Annotated in this window: 24 protein-coding genes and 1 tRNA gene; 17 read left to right on the plus strand and 8 right to left on the minus strand. The window is 38.7% G+C overall.

Features of this window, described 5'->3' with window-relative positions:
• Positions 1-2: 2 nt before the first annotated feature.
• The 3 genes from Q763_RS17545 to Q763_RS12970 all read right to left on the minus strand — a co-directional run bounded on the left by Q763_RS17545 (position 3) and on the right by Q763_RS12970 (position 2,400).
• Entirely contained in the window at positions 3-779 is a 777-nt protein-coding gene (locus tag Q763_RS17545; RefSeq protein ID WP_052123438.1) for a hypothetical protein, read from the minus strand.
• A 75-nt stretch (positions 780-854) separates the two neighbouring features.
• Positions 855-1,607, minus strand: a complete 753-nt coding sequence (locus Q763_RS12965; protein ID WP_035135011.1) for a peptidase associated/transthyretin-like domain-containing protein — start codon at positions 1,605-1,607, stop codon at positions 855-857.
• Complete coding sequence (locus Q763_RS12970) at positions 1,597-2,400, minus strand: hypothetical protein (protein WP_035135013.1); 804 nt, start codon at positions 2,398-2,400, stop codon at positions 1,597-1,599. Before Q763_RS12970 ends, Q763_RS12965 begins: the two co-directional genes overlap by 11 nt.
• 114 nt (positions 2,401-2,514) lie before the next feature.
• Between Q763_RS12970 and pepE the strand changes: the two genes are divergently transcribed.
• Both pepE and Q763_RS12980 read left to right on the plus strand, forming a co-directional pair.
• Positions 2,515-3,222 carry a dipeptidase PepE gene (pepE, locus tag Q763_RS12975; protein ID WP_052123439.1) on the plus strand — a complete coding sequence of 236 codons (708 nt, stop codon included), beginning with the start codon at positions 2,515-2,517 and terminating at the stop codon, positions 3,220-3,222.
• Positions 3,223-3,226: 4 nt separating this feature from the next.
• The gene (locus Q763_RS12980; RefSeq protein ID WP_035135016.1) at positions 3,227-3,775 is read left to right on the plus strand and encodes a 3'-5' exonuclease; all 549 of its coding nucleotides are present in this window, start codon (positions 3,227-3,229) and stop codon (positions 3,773-3,775) included.
• 82 nt (positions 3,776-3,857) lie between these two features.
• On the opposite strand, the gene Q763_RS12985 is transcribed toward Q763_RS12980, so the two are convergent.
• Positions 3,858-3,930 (minus strand) — tRNA-Gly (locus Q763_RS12985).
• 128 nt (positions 3,931-4,058) lie between these two features.
• Between Q763_RS12985 and Q763_RS12990 the strand changes: the two genes are divergently transcribed.
• Positions 4,059-4,496: a GNAT family N-acetyltransferase gene (locus Q763_RS12990; protein WP_035135018.1), complete on the plus strand. Its 438-nt coding sequence runs from the start codon at positions 4,059-4,061 to the stop codon at positions 4,494-4,496.
• Between the two features lie 89 nt (positions 4,497-4,585).
• Positions 4,586-6,175 carry a L,D-transpeptidase family protein gene (locus Q763_RS12995; protein WP_052123440.1) on the plus strand — a complete coding sequence of 530 codons (1,590 nt, stop codon included), beginning with the start codon at positions 4,586-4,588 and terminating at the stop codon, positions 6,173-6,175.
• Here the strand turns inward: Q763_RS12995 and Q763_RS13000 are convergent.
• A complete protein-coding gene (locus Q763_RS13000; protein WP_316931469.1) occupies positions 6,164-6,895 on the minus strand; it encodes a murein L,D-transpeptidase catalytic domain family protein in 732 nt (243 codons plus the stop codon). The genes Q763_RS12995 and Q763_RS13000 overlap by 12 nt on opposite strands.
• Before the next feature lie 360 nt (positions 6,896-7,255).
• Between Q763_RS13000 and gpmI the strand changes: the two genes are divergently transcribed.
• A complete protein-coding gene (gene gpmI / locus Q763_RS13005) occupies positions 7,256-8,776 on the plus strand; it encodes a 2,3-bisphosphoglycerate-independent phosphoglycerate mutase (protein WP_035135019.1) in 1,521 nt (506 codons plus the stop codon).
• Positions 8,777-8,829: 53 nt separating this feature from the next.
• Here gpmI and Q763_RS13010 read toward each other — a convergent pair whose 3' ends face one another.
• Positions 8,830-10,104, minus strand: a complete 1,275-nt coding sequence (locus tag Q763_RS13010) for an acetyl-CoA hydrolase/transferase family protein (protein WP_035135020.1) — start codon at positions 10,102-10,104, stop codon at positions 8,830-8,832.
• Positions 10,105-10,231: 127 nt separating this feature from the next.
• Here Q763_RS13010 and map point away from each other — a divergent pair, with 127 nt between their 5' ends.
• Positions 10,232-11,050: a type I methionyl aminopeptidase gene (gene map / locus Q763_RS13015; RefSeq protein ID WP_035135021.1), complete on the plus strand. Its 819-nt coding sequence runs from the start codon at positions 10,232-10,234 to the stop codon at positions 11,048-11,050.
• Positions 11,050-11,817: a class I SAM-dependent methyltransferase gene (locus tag Q763_RS13020; RefSeq protein WP_035135022.1), complete on the plus strand. Its 768-nt coding sequence runs from the start codon at positions 11,050-11,052 to the stop codon at positions 11,815-11,817. The genes map and Q763_RS13020 overlap by 1 nt, the downstream gene beginning before the upstream one ends.
• On the opposite strand, the gene Q763_RS13025 is transcribed toward Q763_RS13020, so the two are convergent.
• Positions 11,814-14,630, minus strand: coding sequence for a M16 family metallopeptidase (locus Q763_RS13025; protein WP_035135023.1), 2,817 nt, complete (start codon positions 14,628-14,630; stop codon positions 11,814-11,816). The two genes, Q763_RS13020 and Q763_RS13025, sit on opposite strands and share 4 nt — an antisense overlap.
• A gap of 169 nt (positions 14,631-14,799) precedes the next feature.
• Here Q763_RS13025 and Q763_RS13030 point away from each other — a divergent pair, with 169 nt between their 5' ends.
• The 3 genes from Q763_RS13030 to pruA all read left to right on the plus strand — a co-directional run bounded on the left by Q763_RS13030 (position 14,800) and on the right by pruA (position 18,295).
• Positions 14,800-16,062 carry a type IX secretion system plug protein gene (locus Q763_RS13030; RefSeq protein ID WP_035135025.1) on the plus strand — a complete coding sequence of 421 codons (1,263 nt, stop codon included), beginning with the start codon at positions 14,800-14,802 and terminating at the stop codon, positions 16,060-16,062.
• A gap of 102 nt (positions 16,063-16,164) precedes the next feature.
• Positions 16,165-16,551 (plus strand): Co2+/Mg2+ efflux protein ApaG, encoded by a 387-nt coding sequence (gene apaG, locus Q763_RS13035; protein WP_035135027.1) that lies wholly within the window; start codon positions 16,165-16,167, stop codon positions 16,549-16,551.
• A 112-nt stretch (positions 16,552-16,663) separates the two neighbouring features.
• The gene (gene pruA / locus Q763_RS13040; RefSeq protein ID WP_035135029.1) at positions 16,664-18,295 is read left to right on the plus strand and encodes an L-glutamate gamma-semialdehyde dehydrogenase; all 1,632 of its coding nucleotides are present in this window, start codon (positions 16,664-16,666) and stop codon (positions 18,293-18,295) included.
• A gap of 38 nt (positions 18,296-18,333) precedes the next feature.
• Here the strand turns inward: pruA and rsmG are convergent, their stop codons facing one another.
• Positions 18,334-18,963 (minus strand): 16S rRNA (guanine(527)-N(7))-methyltransferase RsmG, encoded by a 630-nt coding sequence (rsmG, locus tag Q763_RS13045; RefSeq protein WP_035135031.1) that lies wholly within the window; start codon positions 18,961-18,963, stop codon positions 18,334-18,336.
• A 116-nt stretch (positions 18,964-19,079) separates the two neighbouring features.
• On the opposite strand from rsmG, the gene Q763_RS13050 reads away from it, so the two are divergent.
• The 7 genes from Q763_RS13050 (at position 19,080) to Q763_RS13080 (ending at position 26,318) form a co-directional block, all read left to right on the plus strand.
• On the plus strand, positions 19,080-20,174 hold the full coding sequence (locus tag Q763_RS13050; RefSeq protein WP_035135033.1) for a fatty acid desaturase family protein: 1,095 nt from the start codon (positions 19,080-19,082) through the stop codon (positions 20,172-20,174).
• Between the two features lie 33 nt (positions 20,175-20,207).
• Positions 20,208-21,392: a pyridoxal phosphate-dependent aminotransferase gene (locus tag Q763_RS13055; protein WP_035135035.1), complete on the plus strand. Its 1,185-nt coding sequence runs from the start codon at positions 20,208-20,210 to the stop codon at positions 21,390-21,392.
• A gap of 101 nt (positions 21,393-21,493) precedes the next feature.
• On the plus strand, positions 21,494-22,660 hold the full coding sequence (purT, locus tag Q763_RS13060; protein WP_035135038.1) for a formate-dependent phosphoribosylglycinamide formyltransferase: 1,167 nt from the start codon (positions 21,494-21,496) through the stop codon (positions 22,658-22,660).
• 74 nt (positions 22,661-22,734) lie between these two features.
• Positions 22,735-23,124 carry a DUF4878 domain-containing protein gene (locus Q763_RS13065; protein WP_035135040.1) on the plus strand — a complete coding sequence of 130 codons (390 nt, stop codon included), beginning with the start codon at positions 22,735-22,737 and terminating at the stop codon, positions 23,122-23,124.
• Positions 23,125-23,187: 63 nt separating this feature from the next.
• Positions 23,188-23,814: a YiiX/YebB-like N1pC/P60 family cysteine hydrolase gene (locus Q763_RS13070; protein ID WP_052123441.1), complete on the plus strand. Its 627-nt coding sequence runs from the start codon at positions 23,188-23,190 to the stop codon at positions 23,812-23,814.
• Between the two features lie 453 nt (positions 23,815-24,267).
• A complete protein-coding gene (locus tag Q763_RS13075) occupies positions 24,268-24,942 on the plus strand; it encodes a response regulator transcription factor (protein WP_035135044.1) in 675 nt (224 codons plus the stop codon).
• 2 nt (positions 24,943-24,944) lie between these two features.
• Positions 24,945-26,318 (plus strand): sensor histidine kinase, encoded by a 1,374-nt coding sequence (locus tag Q763_RS13080; RefSeq protein ID WP_157499435.1) that lies wholly within the window; start codon positions 24,945-24,947, stop codon positions 26,316-26,318.
• Positions 26,319-26,346 lie beyond the last annotated feature (28 nt).

Consider the following 26,346-nt stretch of genomic DNA (forward strand, 5'->3'; position numbering starts at 1 on the left):
TTTTATTTCTCCCTGTTATGGTATTCGTTGCTTTTATTGATTAAGTAATCAGTAAGTTCAAACTCCTTATCGGGAGCCAAAAGCAATGCCGATTCTTTACCGTTATCAGCATAAGCAAGGAACAGGTTTATTTCCTCATGCTTTAATTTCAGGGTTTCGGTAAAAAAGTAATAGGTATATTTTTCCTGTACCAGCTCACTAAAAGTCCTTCCCTGAAGGTACTCTTTAGTCATATCCTTCTGCTTTTTCTTCGGTTTAAAAATCAGGTCGTAAACCTTTACGAAATCTATACCGGGTAATCGTCTTTCATTGCTTGGAAAAGCCGGGTTTACCGGAATCGGGTCTTCAACATTAAGTCCTTCGGTAAGTACTTTTGAATTAAGGTCTGATGTAAACTTGCGCGTTTCTATACCCTTACTGTCTTCCTCAAGATTACCGGTAAGCGGAATAATAAGTATCTCATCCAGCACTGTTACATTAGGTTCCATCTTCATAACCAGTCTTTTTTCCACAAAATGAGTCTTATCCAAAATCAACATGGCAGGCCTAAAATTTATACTCGAAAAGTACAGCGTATCTGCGGGCTGGGCATATATGCTAAAATAACCGTTATCATCGGTTATCGCCTTTATGTTAGTATTTTTATTAAGTACCGTTATATACTCTACTTTAATGGAGTCGGCAACCATTTGCCCACGGAGTATCCTCCTGCCTTCATCCTGAGAAAAAACAACAACAGGCAATAGGATAATCAGCAATAAGAAGAAAAACTTTTTCATAGTCAGGATTTTTAATCGGGAGAGCTTATATATAAAGATACAAAAATTAGGCATTAAATAATATTAAGGTTTTGTTTACTCTTCCTCTTTTTCCTTTAGTATTTCAAGGTATTTAAAAGCCAGGTTACCTAGTAGGAATTTTGCCTTTTCATCGTTATTTTCACTAATAGCCATCAGCACATCGCTATCTTCTGCAGCATAATAAACAAAACCACCCACATACTCTTTAGGAATACCCAGTTTAGTATTAATATCCTCTTCGGTATATAACGAGTAGATTTGTGTCATAGCTGTAGATTTTGTTTCATACTCCAGCTCTTTTTTAAGGACCTTGGTTTTTCCTGTAATTGCATTTATTATTGCATCCAGAGATGCCATGCCTAAAACCATAGCTACCACATCCCAAACCGATTTTATCTCTCCGGCTGTAAAAAGTCTTTTCTCGGCACGGGTATATTGTTTTTGCCCTTCAGGCACAAGCCCTAAACTTTCGGCATTAATATCTCCGTATTTATCAATAATTACTTCTTCAAGCTCAAAAGCCCCTAAGTCTACAACAAGAATTTGCTTTAAGTTGTTTTCTCTTACTATAACACGCTTTGTATAGTAGCTGTTACTTTGTACCACTATAGTATCGTTCACCATAGCCATTATGGTAAAATTACCACTATTGTCAGACTTAGTATCTGTTCTGGAATTAAGATTAACGACTCCTCTTTCAGGTATAGGAATACCCCCTGCTACTACCCTGCCTTTTATAGGCTGCCTCTCTTGGGCATAAGTAACAAGAGTCAATAAAAAAGAAACAAACAAAAGTTTAATTTTCATCTTTTTTAATATTGGTATTAGGTTTGATTTGCTGTAATGTGTCTGTCTCAATTAAAGCCCCGCTCTCATCTATAACCCCATCCTGCCTTAGTAATGAAACATATCGTACTGCCAGTTGTGTCATCAAAAACTTTGCCTGAATATCGTTTTTTTCATTTATAGCTTTGGCAAAATGCTTATCTTCAACTGCATAATAAATAAATCCCCCCACATAATCCTCAGGCACCTTAAATTCCTTAATAATCTCTTCCTCGGTATAAATGTAATTAATTTTAGCCATCAATCTTTCCTTTTTCTCATACTCTACCGCCTTCTTAAGCGCTTTCTTTTTACCGTTTAATGCGTTTATGAGTCCGTCAATACCATTACTTGCCGTAAACAGTTTCTTCTCGGCAGGAGTGTAACGCTTTTGTCCTTTTGGCACAAGCCCTATAGATTCTGAAGTGATATTACCATAATCCTCTATAATAAGCTCGTCCAGTTCGGTAACCATTGCTTCGAGCTCAATAATAAAAAGTTCGGCATCAATATTTTCCTGCTGCACTTCATACTCCCTCCCTACAATTTGTAAGGCCGAAAAAATAAGAGTATCCTTTGGTTTAACCATAAGAGAGAAGTATCCGCCACGGGCAGTGGTTACATAAGCACCACTGGTTTTGTTCACCACATAAATCCCTTCAAGATCATCAGTAGTCGATTTAATTTTACCTTTCAAATATTTGATTTCGGCTTCCTGAGAAATAGCTGGTAATGCGGTAATAGCAAGCGTAAACAGAAAAATTATCCTTTTCAATAGTATAGTATAATAAAGTGATGGTGAGCAAAAAAGATAAAGTCTAAAATAAAAGCCACTCTCTCAGCTTAAAAATCTTTGTAACTTTACCTTTTGTTACAACACATAAAACGAATGAAAAAAATAATTATTGCAAGTACCTCCACTTTACACGGCGGCACTTACCTTGAATATCTTACCGAAACACTTAAAGAGCATTTTAAAAACTGCAGCACCTTACTTTTTATACCTTATGCAAGGCCGGGCGGTATAACTCACGATGAGTACACCCAAAAAGCTGCCGAATTCTTTGGAAAACTGGGCATTGAAGTAAAAGGAATACATGAGTTTGAAAACCCTGTAGCAGCCGTACAAAATGCCGAAGCTATTTTTACGGGCGGCGGAAACACCTTTTTACTGGTTACACAACTTTACCAAAACAAAGTTATGGAGGCTGTTAAAACTGCTGTCGAAAACGGAACGCCTTACTTAGGTACTAGTGCAGGCAGTAACATTTGCGGACTCACTATGGAAACCACAAACGACATGCCTATCATTTATCCGCCAAGTTTTGATACTCTGGCACTGGTTCCGTTTAATATCAATCCGCATTACCTTGATCCTGTAGCCGGCTCAACACATATGGGAGAAACCCGTGAAACCCGTATTAATGAGTTTCATCATTTTAACCCTCAGCCTGTATTAGGACTTAGGGAAGGTAGCTGGCTGGAGGTAAAAGGCAACACCACTACATTAAGAGGCGACCTTGACGCGCGCCTGTTTAGACAAAACACACCACCGGAAGAAATAGCCACCGGAACCGATTTATCATGGCTTAAATAAAAAAATGGCACAAAAATTAGATAAGATACTGGTAGTAGATATTGAAGCTACCTGCTGGAATGGTCCTATACCAGAGGGCATGACAAATGATATTATAGAAATAGGCATTTGCCTTTTAGACACCGTTAACGGCGAAATTACCGATAATAGAGGTATAATTGTAAAACCCGAACGTAGTACTGTTAGTCCGTTTTGTACTGAACTAACCACCATAACTCAGGAAATGGTAGACCAAGAAGGTATATCCTTTAGTGAAGCCTGTAAAATTTTACGCAAAGAATACCTTTCACAAAGCCGCGCATGGGCAAGTTTTGGTGCTTACGACCTAAAACAGTTCCAAAGACAATGCACAGCCCTTAACATAGGCTATCCGTTCGGACCTTCACATATTAATGTAAAAACATTATTTGCCCTTAAGCACCAACTGCAACACGAGCAGGGAATGGCAGGAGCATTATCAATACTTAATATTCCGCTGGAAGGCACACACCACCGCGGTGTAGACGATGCAAAAAACATTGCTAAAATACTCAACAGTATATTAAAAAAATAAAGCAGCCCGAAAGGCTGCTTTATTTTTTTACAAACTTCTATAAAGAAAAAACCCGGTCTTTTCAGATCGGGTTTTGATTTTGAGCGGAAGACGAGGCTCGAACTCGCGACAACCAGCTTGGAAGGCTGGAGCTCTACCAACTGAGCTACTTCCGCATTATTGTGGTGCAAATATACGTAATAAGATTTGACAGATGCAAGCTTTTTTAAAAAAAAATTTTATCTCCAAACCGCATTATTACTTAAAATATTTATTATTAATTTGTTACCGTAAAAAATTTTTAATGTATTCTGTAAAACAAATTAGTTCTCAGGAAACTTATCCTGTAAGACAACCGGTTTTAAGACCCGGAAAACCTATTGAATCGTGTATTTTTCCCGGAGACGACCTCCCCTCTACTACCCACTTTGGTGTTTTTGATAATAACAGACTCGTAGGAATTGCCTCTTTATTCCTCTCTGCATCTCCGGATATTGAAGGAAGCATGCAGTACCAACTGCGTGGCATGGCTGTTTTAGCAACCCATCAAAAAAAAGGACTGGGCGATATGTTGCTGGCTGCTGCCGAAAAACATGCTGTAAATCTTAATGCCGATGTTATTTGGTTTAATGCCCGCGAAGTTGCCGTTGGCTTTTACAAAAAAGCAGGTTATGAAATTGCAGGAGATATTTTCACAATCCCCGATGTAGGCCCACATTATGTAATGTTTAAATACATTTAGCTGATATTTAGATAAAAACAATAATTATTTAACTAAAACGATATAGTTATATAGCTTAATTTTGTAATTTTATTACAAACCTCAACCCCATGATTTTAAAAGTCTTAATAACAGGCTTTACACTTTTATTGTTAGGGTGTGCTAAAGACCCTCACACAGGCAAAAATTTGCCCGCTGCAAAAGCCGAAGTGGCAACACTTCACCCCAACAATAACACCTTTACTATAGACAGCAGTTATTTTAGTAATGAGACGAAAGAGATAAAAAGTTATTATAAAAACAAAAACTATAACACCTTGTGGGCTAATGAAAGCGACAGGAAAACCCTGCTGCTTTGCATAGCCGCTGCAAAACAGGATGGCCTGCAGCCAAACGACTATAACTATGACGCGCTTGCCGCTTTTGAAAAAAACAAAAGGCTCTCTGCCAAAGAGAGTATGGCATACGATTTATTGTTAACACAGTCGTTTTACAAACTGGCACTACACTTATTTAAGGGTAAAACAGAAGCAACAGGAGTTTATGAAGATTGGGCATTACAGCAAAAAAAGCTGGACATAAACCCACTGCTTGAAGAGGCTCTTAATAATCACACAGTTGATAAAATTATGGATCGCTGCAGGCCTCCTCATAAAGTATACGAAAGCTTACGCAAAAGCCTTGTTTACCTTAACAGCCTTCCGGATGACAGTAATTTGGAAAAAATAGTTATTGAAGAATCCGTTAAGGAAAATGACTCTCTCCCTCAGGTAGCATTAATTAAAAAGAGACTAACCTACTGGAAAGACCTTGAGGGTAGCGACAGTATTACCTGCGTGTATGACACCAAAGCTATTGAGGCGGTTAAAAAATTTCAGAAAAGACATGGTTTTTACCCTGACGGTGTGGTAGGCAAAAAAACCGCCGAAGCTTTAAATATCTCGCTTGAAGAACGAAAAAAACAGGTTATTGTAAACCTTGAACGATGGAGGTGGTTTACACATGATTTCGGTCAAAGTGCCGTTATAATCAACATACCTGATTATACTCTGGCTTTAATCAACAACAATGATACTATTGCCACTCATAAAGTAGTAGTAGGTAAGCCTGACAGGCCTACACCTGTACTGGATTCAAAAATGAATTACCTTGTTATCAATCCTACATGGACAGTACCTCCCACTATACTTAAAAAAGATCTTACTCCAAAAGCTAAGGCCGACCTTAATTATTTTGCAGAAAATAACATGCGAATTTTTGATAAGGAGAATAACGAGGTATTACCGGAAGAATGGAACCCAAAACTGGCCGATACTTACAGATATGTACAAAACCCGGGCAACAGTAATGCCTTAGGCAATATAAAGTTTAATTACTATAACCGTTTTTCTGTATACCTGCATGACACCAATCACAGGGAAATGTTCAGCAGGCCACAACGTGCTTTAAGCTCAGGCTGCATAAGAGTACAGAATCCGTTAGAACTGGCTGAAAAGATCCTGTCTAAAGAAGACAGCGAATGGAATACAGATAAGCTAAACGAAATGATAGCCGAAGGTGAAACCGAAAAGATTTACCTTAAAAACACTAATAACGTGCATCAGCTATACTGGACCGCCTGGATGGACAAGAACGGCCTGCAGTTTAGAAGCGATATTTACAATCTGGATAAAGTGCTCTATCAAAAATTAAGAAACTAATTTTGAAGTAGAAACATAGTTTTTAGACGGGTGATAGATAAACAGACATGATTTCCCTTTGATAAGATCAATCACCTCTTTAGATATCCTGTTAGGAAGCGCAGGACACCCTAAGCTTCTTCCCAGTCTTTTATGTTGTTTAATAAAACCTTCGCTTACATAATCAGCACCATGAATCACTACAGCTCTGCTACGCGCATTACTGTTAATTCCTTTTTCAAGTCCGTCAAGACGAAGCGAGGTACCGTGCTTACCTATGTAAACTTCTCCCGTTGCATAAAAACCTAAACTACTCTTATTAGAGTTAGCAGCGTTAGAGAAAGCCGTAGCAAACTCATTACCACTGTTTCTTCCGTGAGCCACAAGAGTGTTATACAATACGGTTTTGGTACTCATATCAATAATCCAAAGTCTTTTGGTATTAGATGACTTGCTGAAATCAACAAGTGTAAGTAAGTCTTTTTTGATTTTACCCTGCTCCTTTAAAAGTATATAGCCTTCAAAAGCTCTTTCAAACGATTCATAATCCGGTAAGGAAAGGGAATTGGCATCAAGCTGGTTATACACTCCGCTTGCAGTTGCTACAGTAGTAGCTTCAGCAATAAGTGGTGCAGCTTTGGTTTCAGAAACGGTTTTGGTATTGGTGGTAATAGTAACAGGTGAGTTTACAGCTGACAGTAAAAATAAAATAGAGGTAAAAAAGTTGTAAATCATCTTCATTAATAGTTTTGTGTTTCTAACAGGTTGGCTAAAATAAATTAAAGTTTTCTAAACAAAAAACACCAACAGTGTTAAAATCAGTTATTTAACATTTTCATACGTAGCGAGCAAAAATATCACTACTTCCTTCACACACAATAACGTTTTAACAGCAAATCTATTATATTTTTAATAATAAAAAGTTAATTATTGCGATTTGCCTAATATTATACAAAGACCTTACCAAAAGCCAGAATAATTCAAATTTTATGAAAATATACTCAAATTTAACATTTATATACACCCCTATCCAAACACATTTTAATGGAAAATAGTACTTTTAACGAAATTTAATTTAATCCGCAGAAATTATAATAAGTCATGAATAAAAAAGTAATCCTCATGATACTTGACGGTTGGGGTAAATCACCAGACCCAAAAGTATCTGCAATAGACAATGCAAACACTCCTTTTATAGACAGCCTTTATACTAAATACCCAAATGCAAGCCTTCGTACCGACGGACTTAACGTAGGTTTACCGGAAGGACAAATGGGTAACAGTGAGGTAGGACACATGAACCTAGGTGCCGGCCGTATTGTATATCAGGACCTGGCAAAAATTAACCTGGCTGTACAAAACAAAACACTTAATACCGAAAAACCTCTTGTTGATGCGTTTAACTACGCTAAACAAAACAATAAAAAAGTACATTTTGTAGGCCTGCTTTCTAACGGTGGTGTACACTCACACATTGATCACCTTAAAGGACTGGTTGATGCTGCTCAGAAAGCGGGAGTTAATCACTCTTACATCCATGCTTTTACAGACGGACGTGATGTTGATCCTAAATCAGGGCTTGGTTTTGTTACCGATATTGAACAATATATTAAAGACACCCCTACCCAACTGGCTTCAATAGTAGGGCGTTACTATGCCATGGACCGCGATAAGCGTTGGGAAAGGGTAAAACTTGCTTACGACCTGTTAGTACACGGTTTAGGTATACCTAGCACCAATGCAGAACAAAGCATACAGCAAAGTTATAACGAAGGTGTTACAGATGAGTTTATCAAACCCATTGTGATTACTGAAGACGGAACTAACCCTATTGCTATTATTGAAGACAATGATGTAGTTATCTTCTTTAACTTCAGGACAGACAGGGGAAGACAGCTTACTGAAGCACTTACCCAAACCGATTTCCACGAACAGAACATGCACAAAATGAACCTGTATTATGTTACCATGACCAACTATGATGACAATTACAAAAATGTTCATGTAATTTATGATAAAGACAACCTAACCGAAACGCTTGGTGAGGTAGTTGCCAAAAATGGTAAAAAACAAATACGTATTGCTGAGACCGAAAAGTATCCGCACGTAACCTTCTTCTTCTCGGGCGGCCGTGAAGAGCCTTTTGAAGGAGAATCAAGAATACTTTGCGCTTCACCTAAAGTTGCGACTTATGACCTACAACCGGAAATGAGTGCTTACGATCTTACCAATGCCCTTGTACCGGAACTGAAGAAAAAAGAGGTGGACTTTGTTTGCCTTAACTTCGCTAACGGAGACATGGTAGGACATACGGGCGTTATGGAAGCTGCTATTAAAGCATGTGAAGCAGTAGATGCCTGCGTAAAACAGGTTATTGAAACAGCTTTAGAAAATGATTATACTACTATAGTAATTGCCGATCACGGCAACTGTGACACCATGGTAAACCCTGACGGTAGCCCTAACACGGCACACACCACTAACCCGGTGCCTATTATTTTAGTAGACAAAGACCTTAAACACGTAAAAGACGGTATACTGGGAGACATTGCCCCAACCATTTGCGAGTTGATGGGTATACCACAACCGGAAGCTATGACACAACATTCATTAGTATCCTAACAACACAAAACCCTGCCAATTGGCAGGGTTTCTTTTTCAAAATTATCAATGCACTACATTCGTTTGAATGCTTCGTAGTAGCCTCTTTCAACAGATTCCCTATGATCCGGGTGAGCAATTTTAACCAGTTCCTTAACTCTTTGTTTCAGGTTTTTACCATACAGGTCGGCTATACCGTATTCGGTTACCACATACTGCACGTGAGAACGGGTAGTTACCACACCACCTCCCTGTTTTAGGAACGGTACAATTTTACTGTCTCCGTTTTTGGTAACAGACGGTAACGCTATAATAGCCTTACCCCCGTCACTTAACGACGCTCCGCGGATAAAATCCATTTGCCCGCCAACACCCGAATACATGCGGTATCCGATAGAGTCGGCACTTACCTGCCCGGTAACATCTACCTCAATAGCAGAGTTAATGGCAATCATTTTTGGGTTTCTTCGTATTATCGATGTATCATTCACAAAAGAAGACTCCCTCATTTCGATAAAAAGGTTATCATCAACAAAATCATACAGCCTTTTAGACCCTATCAGGAAAGTAGCCAACGCCCTGCCTTTTGCTACTCCCTTATAATTACTGTTTATTACATTACTCTCTATAAGATCGATAACCCCGTCTGAAAACATTTCGGTATGCAATCCTAAATCTTTATGGTTTACCAGTTTTTTAAGGGCGGCATTAGGAATGGAGCCTATACCCATTTGCAGGGTACTCCTGTCCTCAATAAGTGATGCTACATATTCACCTATCTTATCTTCCTGCTCACTGATTGGCGCAGGTTCATGTCCAAATAAAGGTACATCAACCTCAACCATATAATCAATTTCTGAAATATGAATCAATCCGTCACCAAATGTACGTGGCATATTAGGGTTAACCTGTGCAATAACCGTTTTAGCATTTTCTATAGCTGCCACAGTACCCTCTACCGAAACACCCAGCGAACAGTATCCGTGACTGTCGGGAGGTGTTACATGGATAAACACCACATCAAGCGATAATACCTGCTTTCTGAAAAGCCTTGGCAGCTCACTCAAAAATACCGGAGTGTACGATCCGTTTCCGGCAGCAATGGTATGCCTTACATTTTTTCCTATAAAAAAAGAATTGACAAAAAAACTATCACTCAGTTCGGGGTTTGCATAAGGTGCATCGCCTTCAGTATGCAGATGGCACACCTCTACATCACGAAGTTCACCTGCCCTTTCGGCAAGTACTTTGGTTAACACTCCCGGCGTGGCAGCCGCAGCCTGCACATACACCCTGTTACCCGACTGTACTGCTTTTACCGCCTCTTCGGCAGTTACATATTTTCCCATACCTAAAAATTTTACTGCAAAGTTATCGTCACATAAATTTACAAAACATGATAAAACTCATGCTTTAAAGGGCATTAAAAATAATCCGTTAGAAAGTTGTACTTTTGTGGCGGAAAAATTTTAGCATATGATTATCCAAAAGACCAGAGAAGAAATAGAACTGATGCGCGAAAGTGCCCTGATTGTTTCTAAAACACTAGGTATGATCGCCTCTGAAATAAAAGAGGGTGTAACCACCCTTCACCTTGACAGGCTTGCCGAAGAGTTTATTCGTGACCACGGTGCCGTACCGGGATTTAAAGGACTTTACAACTGTCCGTCAACCCTTTTAACCAGCGTTAACGAACAGGTTGTACACGGATTACCTACTAACAGACCTATTGAGGATGGCGACATCGTATCTGTTGATTGTGGCGCTCTTAAAAACGAGTTTTACGGAGACCATGCCTATACATTTGAAATAGGTAATGTTGCCGAAGAAACCCGCAAGCTATTAAAAGTTACTAAAGAATCACTTTACATAGGTATAAGAGAATTTAAAATGGGGAACCGCGTGGAAGACGTGGGTCATGCCATACAACAATATACCGAAGGTCACGGCTATGGCGTAGTTAGAGATCTTGTAGGTCATGGACTTGGAAAAAAAATGCACGAAGATCCAAACATGCCTAACTACGGTAAACGCGGTCGTGGTAAAAAGTTCATTGAAGGTATGGTGGTTGCCATTGAACCTATGATTAACATGGGCACCAAAAATGTAAAGCAACTTAAAGACGGCTGGACAATTGTAACTGCCGATAAAAAGCCAAGCGCTCACTTTGAGCACGATGTAGCCCTTGTAGACGGCAAACCAGAACTGCTTTCTACTTTTGCTTATGTATACAAAGCTTTAGGAATTGAGTCTAACGAAGAAGATGAGTTTAGGACTGTACCTTTAGTGCTGTAATGAAAAAACTGTTTAAATTAGTTCTCAATACCATACCACGGCCATTGCTTATTAGGTTAAGCTATGTGGTTAGACCTGTAGTTGCACTAGCCTTAAAAGGTAATACATATACCGACCCGATAGACGGCAAAAGCTTTAAAAGCTTTTTGCCGTACGGTTACGGGCATCAGCGTAATAATGTATTGGCACCCGGCACCCTTTCCCTGGAAAGGCACCGCCTGCTATGGTTATACCTTAAAAACGAGACTGATTTTTTTACAGGTCACAAAAAAGTACTTCACTTTGCTCCTGAACAGGCTTTTTACAAACGCTTTAGGAACCAGAAAAATTTAGATTACACGACTACCGACCTTAACTCTCCCCTTGCAGATGTTAAGGCAGATATATGTAACCTCCCATTTAAGGATAACAGCTACGATTTCATATTGTGTAACCACGTTTTGGAACACATCCCGGATGATACCAAAGCCATGCAGGAGCTGTACCGCATAATGAAGCCGGGAGGCATGGGTATTTTCCAGATTCCGCAGGATTTGAACCGCGAAACTACTTTTGAGGACGATTCTATTACCGACCCAAAAGAACGTGCCAGAATATTTGGCCAATATGACCACGTAAGGGTATACGGTCGTGATTATTTTGACAAATTGCGAAGTATTGGTTTCCGTGTTGTTGAGGAAGATTACACAAAAAAAATCGCCCCAGCTGATGTGGAGCGATTTTGTCTTGCCAAGGGAGAAATTATCCCTGTTTGTTATAAAGATTAATTTGCTTCTTCCGGCATAAGCATTGCCACTACCTTATCTTTAGTAAGATATTTTTTAGCAACAGCCTGTAAATCTTTAGTTGTAAGAGCATTTACTTTACTTTCAACCTTAAATATATCACTAAGGTCATCTCCGGTATTGAAACACCAGTTAAAGTAACTCATCCAGTAACTGTTCTCTTTTATTTTCTTTTTATAATCCAGAAGCTCACCTTCCTTAAACTTATTAAGGTCTTTCTCTTCAGGTCCGTTTGCTATAATCTTGTCAAGCTCCCTAAGCGCTGACTCTGTTAGCTTTTCAGCATTTTCAGGACCACAAGGGAAACCTATATTAAAACTATACCAGGCATAAGGAACCTTACCTATACTACCACTGGCATTAACTCCATATACTCCGCTTTCATTTTCCCTTAGTTCTTCTAAAAGTTTAATAGTTAGTACTTCGCCCAAAGCTCTCATGGCAAGCGCTTCGTTTGCATCATACTTTGTTGGTTCTCCATAAAACATAATCCTAACAGTACTCTTAGGATCTGTGCCTTTGTTAACCACTTTTTTATGCTCTCCGCTTAAAAGCCTAAAACCTAAATCGGTCATTTTTTCTTTCTCACCTTTAACAGCCGGTAGCGATGCTATATATTTAGCTGCATATTCTTCCATTTTAGCATCATCAATGTTACCCACGAAGTAAAACTCAAAGTCGGCTGCATTTGCAAAACGCTCTTTATACTTATCATAAGCCAGTTTATAATCGGCTTCTGCCCATGTTTCTTTTGTTGGAATAATACCGTTAAACCTTGGATTATCTTTATATAAAAAAGAATAAAGCTCCTGTTGGAAATAGAAAGAAGGCTGTGAAGCCATGTTATCAAAAAACGCCGACTGCTTTTGCTTATAGCTGTTAAAAGCCTCTTCATCATAATTCAAATCAGTAAAATAGGCATACATCATCTGCATCATATACTCCATGTCTTTTGGTGTACAACTGCCGTCCATTTGCTCTGTAGTACCACCAACAAAAGGAGAAACCCTCGCAATTTTACCTGTCATGAATTTATTAATATCGTTGAGATTTAAACCTGAAAAACCAGCTTCATTAAGCCCGTTCATAGCAAACTGGATTTTTTTATACTCTTCATTAGAATATAGGTTATTCCCACCAAAGCTTATCGCTTTCATTATAATCTCATCATTTTTAAAGTCGGTTTTCTTATAAACCACTTTAGCTCCGTTAGAAAGATATAATGTTGTAGTACCCACTTCATCATCCTGTTCTTTTTTCACTACAGACCCGGGAGTCACCTCATTTCTCAAAAGACTTGAAGCAATCTCCTTGTCTTCATAAGGAGTAATGTTATCGGCAGACATATCTATTATAGAAAGTATCTCTTTCTCAGTAGGCTTTTTAAGTCCTTCTTTTTCAGGCCCCGTAAAAATCACTACCCTGTTATCCTTTTTAAGGTATTTACCCGCCAGGGCATTAATGTTTTCAAGAGAAGCCTTATCCAACAGTTCTTTAGTCGCATTATATTCCCACTCTATACCTGGCATAGGTTCCTTTTCCAAAAAATGTGACTGGTATTCACCTACAAAACGAGATGAATAGGTTTTATCCCTTTCGTTATAACTTTTCTCAAGATAGGCAAGTCGTTCTGTTTTTGCTCTTTCAAGCTCATTTTGAGAGAATCCGTACTTCCTCACCCTTTCACTTTCTTCAACCAACACCTTTAAGGCATCAAGTTGCTTGTCTTCAGATGTCATTGCAAAAGACATATAAGCCTCTTTAGACCTTACCATTGCACCTCCATGATAGCTATATCCAAAAGTAAACGGCGGATTTGGTGAATTTCTAATTTCCTCTAACCTGTTATTTAGCATTGTAGCAAATAACGATCTTTCCAGAGACTCCTTGTAATCATTAACCGTTACCATTTTTTTAGGCTCGGTATAATCCTTATAAAGCACCTGTACCTGAGAACCCGAAGCCTCTTTATCTGTCTCTACACAAACAAAAGTTTCTTCATGATTAGGCACATCAAATACTTTTCTCGGGCGTTCGTTTTTAGGGTTTTTATACGATGCAAAATGTTTCTTTACTTTCTTTTCCATCTCATCCACATCGATATCTCCCACTACAATAACAGCCATAAGATCCGGTCTGTACCAGTCTTTATAAAAACTCGTAATCTTATCGTAGGTAAAGTTTTCCAGTATCTCCTTTTTACCAATAGGCATACGGTTAGCATAATGCGACTGATACATCACTTTTGGCATAAACTGTTTCCTCATTCTGTCATCGGCCCCAAGTCCAAGGCGGTATTCCTCCAGCACTACACCTCTCTCTTTGTCAATTTCTTCGGGAGTCAGTACCGCATTAAAAGCCCAGTCTTCTATAATACTAAAGCCTTTTTCAAGCTTTTCGGGATCATCAGAAGGAATAGGAAGAAAATAAACCGTTTCATCAAAACTGGTATAGGCATTAAGGTGCTGTCCAAACTTTACCCCTATACTTTGCAGATAGTCTACCAGTTTGTTTTTAGGAAAGTTTTTTGTGCCGTTAAAACACATGTGCTCCATAAAGTGAGCAAGTCCCTGCTGGTCGTCATTTTCCAAAATAGAACCTGCATTAATTACAAGCCTCAGGTCTACTTTATCTTCCGGCTTATTGTTTTTCCTGATGTAATAGGTAAGTCCGTTTTTAAGTTTCCCGGTTCTTACATCCGGATCCAGGGGAATCGGGCTGTCGCCCTGAAGATCCTGAGCCGTCCCTAACAAAGGCGCAGCAACCAGGAACATCCATAGTCGAAGGTGTTTCATTTTAAAATATTTAGTTGGTTTAGTTTACTAACTCTAAAAGCCTTTATTTTATTGTATTGTTTTCCACAACAGGCGTTTAAATATAAATTTAGGGCACAGGTTTTGATAAACATTACTATGAAATAATATATTTGCTATATTTACTACCCTTATAAATAGTAATTAAGACATGCTTAAAGCCCGTTTACGACTTATTTGCCTCGCTTTCCTTATACAGTTATCATATGCTAATGCACAGGTATTAGAAGAAATGGCACCTCCTTACAACATCAAAACAGCCTCATTTATGCAAAACGGGGAAAATGTATATCCGTTTTTCAGGCTGGGCGAAAATTTTACTTTCGCTTTCGATGATCTTTTTGGTAACGAAGCTAATTACTATTACACACTTACACATTGTAATTACGACTGGACCAAGTCACAGTTAACAGTAAATGAATACATTTCGGGGTTTGACAACCAGCGTATACAAAACTATCAAAACTCGTTTAACACACTGCAAATCTATTCGCATTACGTATTATCATTCCCTAACAGATTTACACGTATACAGCTAACAGGAAACTACATACTTAATATACTTAATGAGGACAGGGAAGTTGTAATGTCCCGTCGTTTTGTGGTATATGAAGAAAAAGTATCGGTCCCGTTACAGGTTAAAAGAGCTAGAGGAATGAACGAAATTCAGGAAAAACACAACATGGATTTTGCCATAAAAACCAATGCTTTTATTTTCCAGATGCCACAGCAAAACGTTAAGGTAGCACTTTTCCAAAACGGAAGGTTTGACAATGCCATATATAACGTAAAACCACAATACACTATAGGTAACGACCTGATATACAAATACGACAAAGAAACCCAGTTTTGGGCCGGTAACGAATACCTTTACTTTGACAATAAAGACATTCGTAATGCCGTAAACAATGTATTGAGGGTAACCGGTGGCGAGATATACAACAATATACTATATGCAAACGAAGCCCGAGGCAGTAAACCCTACACTTACTACCCCGATATTAACGGCAACTTTGTAACCAACAATAGCAACCTAAACGTTACCGATGTAACTCTGGAGGCCGACTATGCATGGGTTTTCTTTAAGCTGAGCGCCCCAGCCTATTTTGAGAAAGATGATATTTACATAGGTGGTATGTTTAATAACTATACCAAGACCGATGAATATAAAATGGAGTACAACGAAAAAACAGGCATGTATGAAAAAGCCGTTATGATAAAACAGGGCTTTAATAACTATATGTATATCCCTGCCAACTCTAAAGGAAAAGTGAACGGAGGGGCTTCTCCCGACGGGAATTTCTTCCAGACAGAAAACGATTATAACGTAATTGTATACTATAGGGAAAACAACGAACGTTATGATAGGGTAATAGGTTTTGGACAAGCTAACTCCGAAGATATTATCAACTAAAAATCAACAACTTAAAAAATATTTTTTGTTAATTTAATATCCTGAATGAAACTACAACAATATTAAATTCGTATTTTTGTTTAGAAAACGTTGTGAAAATTTATGGTTACACAAATTACAAGAGGCATAAAGATATCTGTTTCGACTAGTTTTGAAGGCACTTACTTCAAGAACTACAAGATTCATTTTGCCTTTACTTATGAGGTAACCATAGAAAACCAAAGCAAAGACTCTGTACAGCTAAATTCCCGCCACTGGGAAATCTATGACTCCCTAAATGATATTGAAGTAGTAGACGGCGAAGGCGTAATAGGCAAAAAACCCGTACTAAAACCGGGTGAAAAGCATACTTACAGCTCAGGCTGCCTGCTGGCATCTCCTTTTGGAGCTATGAGAGGTTACTTTAATATGATTAACTTTACCTCAACAAGAACTTTCAGGGTAATAATACCTACTTTCAGGTTAAGCGCTCCTTTCGCTCTTAATTAGTATATTTTCAGGCATAAGCATTTATTGATGATTTTTTTGCAATTAAAGAGGAGAATATTTCCGTATATTTGCATTACTAAAAATTTTTTAATTGCTTAAATTATAAATTATTATGCCAAAAGGAATATACAATGTACCCGAGGCTTTTAACGAACCCGTTAAATCGTATGCTCCGGGAACTCCCGAAAGAGAGCAGGTTCTGGCCACTTTTAAAGAACTATACAACAGTACTGTTGATGTGCCTTTATACATTGGTACGGAAGAGATCCGTACAGGTAAAACCAAAACAATAAACCCTCCTTTTGACCACAAAAAAACGGTAGGTACTTACCACGAAGCCGAAAAGGAACATGTGGTAAAAGCTATTGATACTGCACTTGCTGCCAGAACAAAATGGGCTGCAATGGCATGGGAACAAAGAGCTTCAATATTCCTTAAAGCTGCCGACTTACTTGCAGGCCCATACCGTGCAAAAATAAACGCAGCTACCATGATAGCTCAGGCTAAAACCGTTCACCAGGCAGAGATTGATGCTGCTTGTGAGTTTATTGATTTCCTTCGTTTTAACGTAGAGTTCATGACTCAGATATATGCTGAACAGCCTGTATCTTCAGACGGAATATGGAACAGAATGGAGCACCGCCCATTAGAAGGTTTCATTTATGCAATTACTCCTTTTAACTTTACAGCTATCGCAGGTAACCTTCCTGCCTCTCCTGCCCTTATGGGTAATGTAGTGGTATGGAAACCTAGTGCGGCTCAGGTATACAGTGCTAACGTAATCATGGAAGTATTTAAACTTGCGGGATTACCAGATGGTGTAATTAACATGGTTCACGGTGACCCTGTTATGATAACAGACACTCTTTTAGAAAGCCCTGATTTTGCAGGAATACACTATACAGGATCTACAGCTGTATTTAACGGTATTTGGGCAAAAATAGGTCAGAATATGGGTAAAGGTATCTATAAAACCTACCCAAGAATTGTAGGTGAAACAGGTGGTAAGGATTTTGTTATCGCTCACCCGTCATCTATACCTGCACAGGTAGCAACAGCGCTTTCAAGAGGTGCTTTTGAATTCCAGGGGCAAAAATGTTCGGCTGCTTCAAGAGCTTACATCCCTCAGTCAATATGGCCGGAGGTTAAAGAAAAGCTTGTTGCTGATATTGCTTCAATGAAAATGGGTTCTCCTGAAGATCTTTCAAACTTTATTACTTGTGTTATTCACGAAGGATCGTTTGACAAGCTGGCAAGCTATATTGATGCTGCTAAAAATGCATCTGATGCCGAAATCATTGCCGGTGGTAAATATGATAAATCAGTAGGTTACTTTATAGAGCCAACAGTTATTTTAACTACAAACCCTCAGTATGAAACTATGCATACTGAACTTTTTGGCCCTGTATTAACCATCTATGTATACGAAGATGCTAAATGGGAAGAAACACTTACCCTTGTAGACCAAACTTCTCCATACGCATTAACGGGAGCTGTTTTCAGCCAGGATCGTTACGCTATAGAGCAGGCTACAAAAGCGCTTGAAAACTGCGCAGGTAACTTCTACATTAACGATAAACCAACAGGTGCCGTTGTAGGACAGCAGCCTTTTGGTGGTGCGAGAGCATCGGGAACAAACGACAAAGCAGGATCTGTACTAAACCTGTTACGTTGGGTTTCTCCAAGAACAATCAAGGAAACTTTTGTTCCGCCAACAGATTACAGATATCCTTTCCTAGGATAAGACATAACAAAAAAGGCTTCCGAAACGGAAGCCTTTTTTTATACTTTATATTTCATTGCCAGGTGCACCACCTTTTTAGTTTCGAAAAATTCATCATTAAAATAATCTGAAAGATCGTAAAGTGTAGCTCTTTGAAAAACAGAAAGCTCTTCAGTGAGGTCACCACCTTTTAAATATAATATACCATTTGGCAAATCATGGTTTTGGTCCTTTTTAATTTTACCTCTCACCCATTTCACAAAATCAGGCATATTAGTCACGGCACGACTTACAATAAAATCGAAATCCTCACCTACCTTTTCGGCACGCATTTGCTCTGCCTTAACATTGGTAAGCCCCAAAGCTTCTGCCACCCCATTCACTACCTTTATTTTTTTGGCAATAACATCTATAAGGTAAAACTGAGTCTCAGGAAACAGTATCGCCAATGGTATCCCCGGGAAACCTCCTCCGGTACCTACATCCATAACCTTTGCTCCCGGTTTGAACTCCATAACCTTTGCAATACCAAGCGAATGCAATACGTGTTTTGTATATAACGACTCTATATCCTTTCTGGAAATCACATTGATTTTTGAATTCCAGTCAATATAAAGTTCTTCAAGTTGTGCAAACTGCTCCTTCTGCCTCTCGGTAAGATTAGGAAAATATCTAACAATCTCCTCCATTAATTTTAATTTTAGACAAAAGTAAGCATTTTGAACGCTAATTTTTACATCATTTTTTTCGTTTTGCAATTCATTAATAACTACCTTTGAAGCCCTTGGATTTCAACTATAAGACAATGAATATCAATACTCCCATTTTTTCAAAAAACGATTCAATAAAATTTTTCAGAACACTAAACAAACGTGTAAACGAATACTTTAAGGAAAATAACCTTAAAAAAACAGGTAACTGGAAACTACACCTAAAAACAATTATAATGTTTACCCTGTTTTTAGCGCCTTACTTTTTAATACTTACACTTAACATGTCGGTATGGGTACAGCTACTTCTTACCGTTGTTATGGGAGTAGGAATGGCAGGCGTAGGTATGAATGTAATGCACGACGGTAACCACGGTTCCTACTCATCAAAATCATGGTTAAACCAGTTTATGGGCGGCAGCATTTATGTTTTGGCAGGTAATGTATACAACTGGCAGGTACAGCATAATGTACTGCATCACACCTACACAAACATTCACGGTCATGACGAAGATCTTGATGCAGGAAGGATTATCCGTTTTACACATAGCGCAAAATGGAGAAGGTTCCACAAATTCCAGCACTACTACTCTATTTTCCTATACGGTTTACTAACCTTTAACTGGGCTATTACTACCGATATAAAACAAATGAGAAGGTATATTAAAAAAGGACTTTCTTACGGTAAATTCCAAAGTCCGGTAAAACAATGGACGGTACTGGTTATAACTAAGCTTATTTATGTTATTGTATGGCTTGCCATCCCAATGATTTTAGGCATCACATGGTGGAAAGTACTTATAGGTTTCTTTGTAATGCACTACACAGCAGGACTTATACTAAGCGTTGTTTTCCAGCTGGCACACGTAGTAGAGGAAACCGATAACCCTATACCGGGTGAGAACGGTGAAATTGAAAACACCTGGGCTGTACACCAACTGTACACTACAGCAAACTTTGCACCTAAAAACAAAATTGTAAACTGGTTTACGGGAGGCCTAAACCACCAGATAGAACACCATATTTTTCCGAATATAAGCCACATCCATTATGGGGCTATCGCAAAAATTGTAAAACAAACTGCAAAAGAGCACAACCTGCCTTACCATGAGTTCAAAACCATGCGCGGTGCCATTGCAGCACATTTCAGGCATTTAAAAGAGCTGGGAATGAAACCGGCATTAAATTAATATCTTTACAAGTCAATTAAATACAGTAGAACGATGAATCAGCTTTCTGACAGGATTAATAATCTGTCTACCTCACAAACGCTTGCTATGGCAGCAAAAGCCAGAGAGCTAAAAGCACAGGGAAAAGACATTATAAGCCTTAGCCTTGGCGAACCGGATTTTAATACTCCGGACTTTATTAAGGAAGCGGCTAAAAAAGCCATTGACGAAAATTACAGCGCATACCCTCCGGTAGATGGTTATGTGGAGCTTAAAGAAGCTATATGTAACAAATTTAAAAGAGACAACGGGCTTGAATACAAGCCTTCGCAAATAGTAGTTTCTACAGGTGCAAAGCAATCGCTATATAATATTGCACAGGTAATGCTTAACGATGGTGACGAGGTTATACTGCCTGCACCATACTGGGTAAGTTATGTAGAGATTGTAAAACTTTCGGGAGGTGTACCGGTAGAAGTACCTACATCTGTTGAAACAGATTTTAAAATGACTGCCGAACAGCTTGAGGCTGCCATCACACCAAAAACAAAAATGATGTGGTTTAGCTCACCTTGTAATCCTAGTGGTTCTGTTTACAATCGTGAAGAGCTTACGGCTATCGCTAAAGTATTAGAGAAACATCCTAATATTTTTGTAGTGTCTGATGAGATTTATGAGCACATTAACTACTCCGGTACTTTTTGCAGCATAGGTTCTATTCCGGGTATGCTGGAAAGAACAATCACTGTTAACGGTGTAGCAAAAGCATTCGCTATGACAGGATGGAGAATTGGTTACATAGGAGCTCCAGAGTTTATTGCTAAGGCATGTACAAAAATACAGGGACAGGTAACCAGTGGTGCAAACAGTATCGCACAACGTGCTACTATTGCAGCTGTTGAAGCCGATCCTTCTGCCATTAAATACATGGTTGATGCTTTCCACAAACGCAGGGATTTAGTAGTTAACCTTGTAAAAGAGATACCGGGCTTTAAGATTAACGTACCTGAGGGAGCATTTTATGTTTTCCCTGATGTGTCTGACTATTTCGGAAAAACAGTTAACGGTTTTGAAATTAAAAATGCAGACGATTTCTCTATGTACTTACTGGAGCACGCTAACGTAGCTACTGTAACCGGAGATGCTTTTGGCAACCCTAACTGTATCCGTTTTTCTTATGCCACAAGCGAAGATCAACTGATTGAAGCCATACGAAGAATTAAGGAAGCACTTGCTTAATACAAAATACTGCCCTGCCCAAAGCAGGGCTTTTTGATTATACTAAAATGATTTGTCATTCCCCCTCCATAAGAAGGAAGGTGAAACCCATAAGATAAAATATGCAAAAAAAAATACTTTTATTAGGTTCGGGAGAATTAGGTAAAGAGTTTGTAATCGCAGCACAGCGCATAGGTCAAACCGTAATTGCGGTAGACAGTTATGCAGGAGCTCCGGCAATGCAGGTTGCCGATGCCTTTGAGGTTATTAATATGCTTGACGGTGCTGCTCTGGATGCCATCGTTGCAAGACACAACCCTGATTTTATAGTTCCTGAAATTGAAGCCATTAGAACCGAGCGTTTTTACGATTACGAAAAACAGGGTATTACTGTAGTACCATCGGCTAAAGCTGCTAACTACACTATGAACCGTAAAGCCATACGCGACCTTGCCGCAAAAGATCTTGGTTTGCGTACAGCTAATTACCGTTATGCTACATCGGCAAATGAGCTTCAAAAAGCAGTAAGCGAAGTAGGTATGCCATGTGTGGTTAAGCCGTTAATGTCGTCTTCCGGTAAAGGGCAGTCTACCATCAAAACTCAGGAAGATATTGAGAAAGCATGGAAATATGCTGTAGAAGGTTCACGCGGTGATGTAGTAGAAGTAATTGTGGAGGCTTTTGTAAACTTCCATTCAGAAATTACCCTGCTTACTGTAACACAAAACAACAACCCAACCCTGTTTTGTGCCCCTATAGGCCACAGGCAGGAACGCGGTGATTACCAGGAAAGCTGGCAGCCGGCAAGGGTTAGCGATAAAGATATTGCCGAAGCTCAGGACATGGCACGTAAAGTAACCGAAGCCCTTGGCGGAGCAGGTATATTTGGCGTAGAGTTCTTCCTTACGGATGAAGGAGTATACTTCTCTGAACTTTCCCCAAGACCACACGATACAGGTATGGTTACACTTGCAGGAACTCAAAACTTTAACGAGTTTGAACTACACCTTAGAGCGATATTAAGCCTGCCAATACATGAAATTACTTTAGAAAGAACTGGTGCAAGTGCTGTTATACTGGCATCTGAAAACAGTGACAATCCTACTTTTACAGGAGTGGAAAAAATCGCTGCGCTTCCTAAAACCGATTTCAGACTATTTGGAAAACCTACCTCACGTCCGTACCGCAGAATGGGTGTATCCCTAACTTATGATACTACCAGTACCCCAGTGGAAGAAGTAGTGGAAAAAGCAAAAGCAGCGGCAGCATTAGTTAAAGTTCACGCATAAATAAGTAAGCCATAAAGTAACTTACATATAAAAGAAAAAAGTACTTTTACAGAAACCAACAAATCAACAATCAAATGAAACAATTAAAATTAGCCGCACTGGCATTGGTATTATCCCTTTCACTTTCTTCATGCTCAGGCAATGGTCCTGAGGACACTGCTAAAAAGTTTATTGAGTACACTAATCAGGGGAAATTTAGTAAAGCTAAAGAACTAAGTACCGATAAAACGGCTGCTATGCTTGGAATGGCCGAAGGTTTTGCACAAGGCAAAATGGAGGAGATGAAAGAGAAAAATAAAGATGTAAAAGTAGAAATTACCTCATCTGAAGTAAACGAAGATAAAGCTACCGTTAAGTTTAAACTTACCGGAGGTGAAAACACCAGTGGCAGCGAAAACCAACTTAACCTTGTAAAGGTTGATGGTGAGTGGAAAGTAGACATGAATAAAGAAGGAGCAAGATAATTGCCGTCTAAATACTTTTTAATAAAGCATTACCGGACCCTGAAACTTTTTACAGGACTGGTAATGCTTTTTATTTTTGCCTTTATCGTTTATAAATCAGTTTTCTTTTTTGATAAAAAGGCAGAAAACGAATTGGTCAAACTATACGAAAACACTTCACGCCTTAGTGACCATGAGGTATCTTTAATTAAAGAAGGAGATTTTATACTGCGTAAAGGATTTGGACATTTTAGTGATTTTATAGCACAAAACCTCAACCATGGCTCTTTTGATATTACCCATTGCGGTATTATTGTAAAAAAAGACAATCGGCTTTATGTTGTACATTCCCTATCGTCAGACGTATCGGATATTGACGGTGTACAGGCACAGCCTCTTGAAACCTTTTTATCCTACAGCACACCTCAAAAAATTATAGTTACCAGAACTAAAAACTCTACCGTTACCACAGGACACAACATAGCATTGCAGGCACAACATTATTGCGAATTGCAAATTCCATTTGACAACTCAGGTACTATTGATGATGCCGAATCTTTTTACTGTACCGAACTCATTTGGCATATACTAGAAAAAGACTTACAACTCATAAAACTCCCTACAGAGAATGAAGAACGAAAAAAGTTCTTTTATACTGTAGAAAACATTTACAGTACTGATTATTTTGACATCATCATTAATCAGTATTAATAATATGGCTGTCTAAAATGTCATTCTGAACGTAACAGAGTGGAGTGAAGAATCTCAACTGCTAAGAGATTTTTCCTATCATCAAAATGACAAAAACCGAATTAAATAACTCCCTGTTTGAGGTTATTAAAAGTCGAAACATTTATCACATTTTCCACATCAGTATCAAACTACATGGTAATACTATCGCATTTCTTAGGTCACTAAAAATCAAAAAAACTATGAGCAATACGAATATTGCTCCTATTGATTTTCTCATAATTACTATTTTGTTTTGTTTAATTACAGGTAGAAGAAATACTCAAAACACTACATTTTTAGGGCTATATTTCGGTATAAAGGCAGGCATAAGCCCCGTTACTGTGAATTTCATAAAAATTTACTGCTTGTTGTAATTTGCAAATAATTAAGAATTCAATTCTTACTTTTGTAAAAACGCCCTGTTAATTATATATGAAACTGCTAGTAGTAGAAGACGAACCTCAACTCCTATCCATTATCCGTAAAGGACTTTCGGAAAAAAACTACGACGTGAGTGCTGCACTCGACGGTACTACTGCATTGGATATGATTAACAATAACAGGTTTGACGTGGTAGTACTGGATGTAATGTTACCCGATATTAACGGCATAGAAATTTGCCGCAGGCTAAGGGCTTCAGGCAATTTTGTACCTATACTTATGCTAACCGCCTTAAACAGCAGTGAGAATATTGTTACCGGCCTCAATGCGGGTGCCGATGATTACATGTCTAAACCATTTAAGTTTAGCGAGCTTGAGGCACGTATCAATGCACTGGCACGAAGAGCCGGACAGGACCAGAAACCTGCAGAGGTTATTACCATTGCCGACCTGGAAATAGACCGCAGGGCAAAAACCGTTAAACGCAACGGTAATCTCATTACACTTACAGCAAAAGAATTTAAGTTACTGTATTACCTTGCCAAGAATACCGGTATTACGCTTTCACGCGAAAAGATATTGGACAATGTATGGAACATTAACTTTGATATGAATACCAACGTGGTTGATGTATACATTAACTACCTGAGAAAGAAAATAGACAGGCCTTATACGGTTAAGCTTATACATACCATTAAAGGACTGGGCTACATTTTAAAACCCTGATTATGCAAATTAAAAAGAAAATTACCATTACCTATATTGTCCTTTCGGGGGTGAGCACGCTGGCATTGTGCCTGCTTGTGTTCTTTCTTTTTAAGCAAAATAATCAGTACTACTTTTTAAAAAGACTACAGGACAGGGCTAAAATTGTAGCTTCCATACATTACCAGCACGACCCTATGAAGGCCGAGTATTACAAGAACCTTAAAAAAAACGGACTTGAGGAGCTTATTAATGAAGATGATTTTGTGCTTAAGGTAAACGGTGAAGATACTTTTGAATACAATACTAAACTGGATTTACCTTCGGAATTTTATGCCGACGTAATGAAAAACGGATCCAGCTGGACTGTAAACAGTGAACACCAGTACTATTATGCACAAATTTTTAAGGAATCAGGGCAACGCTATATGGTAATTGTTACTGCCCGCGACAGGCGTGGCAATACCAGTTTGATATACATTAGCCGTATATTAATTTTCGGCGGGCTGGCCTTTATAATAATAGCCTACTTCCTTGGGCGCTTTTTAGCTACCCGGTTTATTAATCCGGTTTCCCGAATAACCAAAGAGGTAAAACGCATTAGCGCTTCTAATTTACACAATCGCCTCCCGGAAACAGAGGAGTCTGACGAGCTGGCTGACCTTACCCGTACCTTTAACGATATGCTGGACAGGCTGGAAACTTCATTTGAAATTCAGGCTAACTTTATAAACAACGCTTCACACGAATTAAAAACTCCTATAACCACCATTATAGCCGAAACCGAGATTGCCCTTTTAAAAGAAAGGGAAACAGGAGAATATGTTACTTCATTAGAAAACATTAATAAACAGGCCTCACGCCTGGGTAACCTTACCGAGAGTCTATTAAAACTAACCCAAACCGGATATGACGGCAAAAAGCAGGTACAGGATATTGCCCGTATAGATGAAGTTTTAATGGATGTTAAATGTGATCTTGATAAAATTTACCCCAATAACAGGGTAACAATAAACCTTAATAATTTACCCGAAGACGATTCGCTTTTAATGCTGCCCTGCAACAGGCCTTTACTGGAACTGGCTATAGGTAATATTATTACAAACGGAGTAAAATACTCTGATAACGAAGAGGTTTTTGTAACCCTCACAGCCAATAAAGAAAATATTAAAATAAGTATTACCGATATTGGTATTGGTATCCCTCCTGAGGATATCCCTTATCTTTACGAACCTTTCTTTAGGGGTAAAAAGGCTGCATCAAAATATGTAGGTTATGGTTTAGGACTTCCTTTAGCCATGAAAATCATACGTATGCACGGCGGCGAACTTTTAATCCAGTCGGAATCCGGTAAGGGAACAGTGGTAAACATTGTATTTACTACACCTCAACATTAAAAATTCTAATATAAAATCTTATTAAATT

It is taken from the genome of Flavobacterium beibuense F44-8, assembly GCF_000769915.1.
GTDB lineage: Bacteria > Bacteroidota > Bacteroidia > Flavobacteriales > Flavobacteriaceae > Flavobacterium > Flavobacterium beibuense.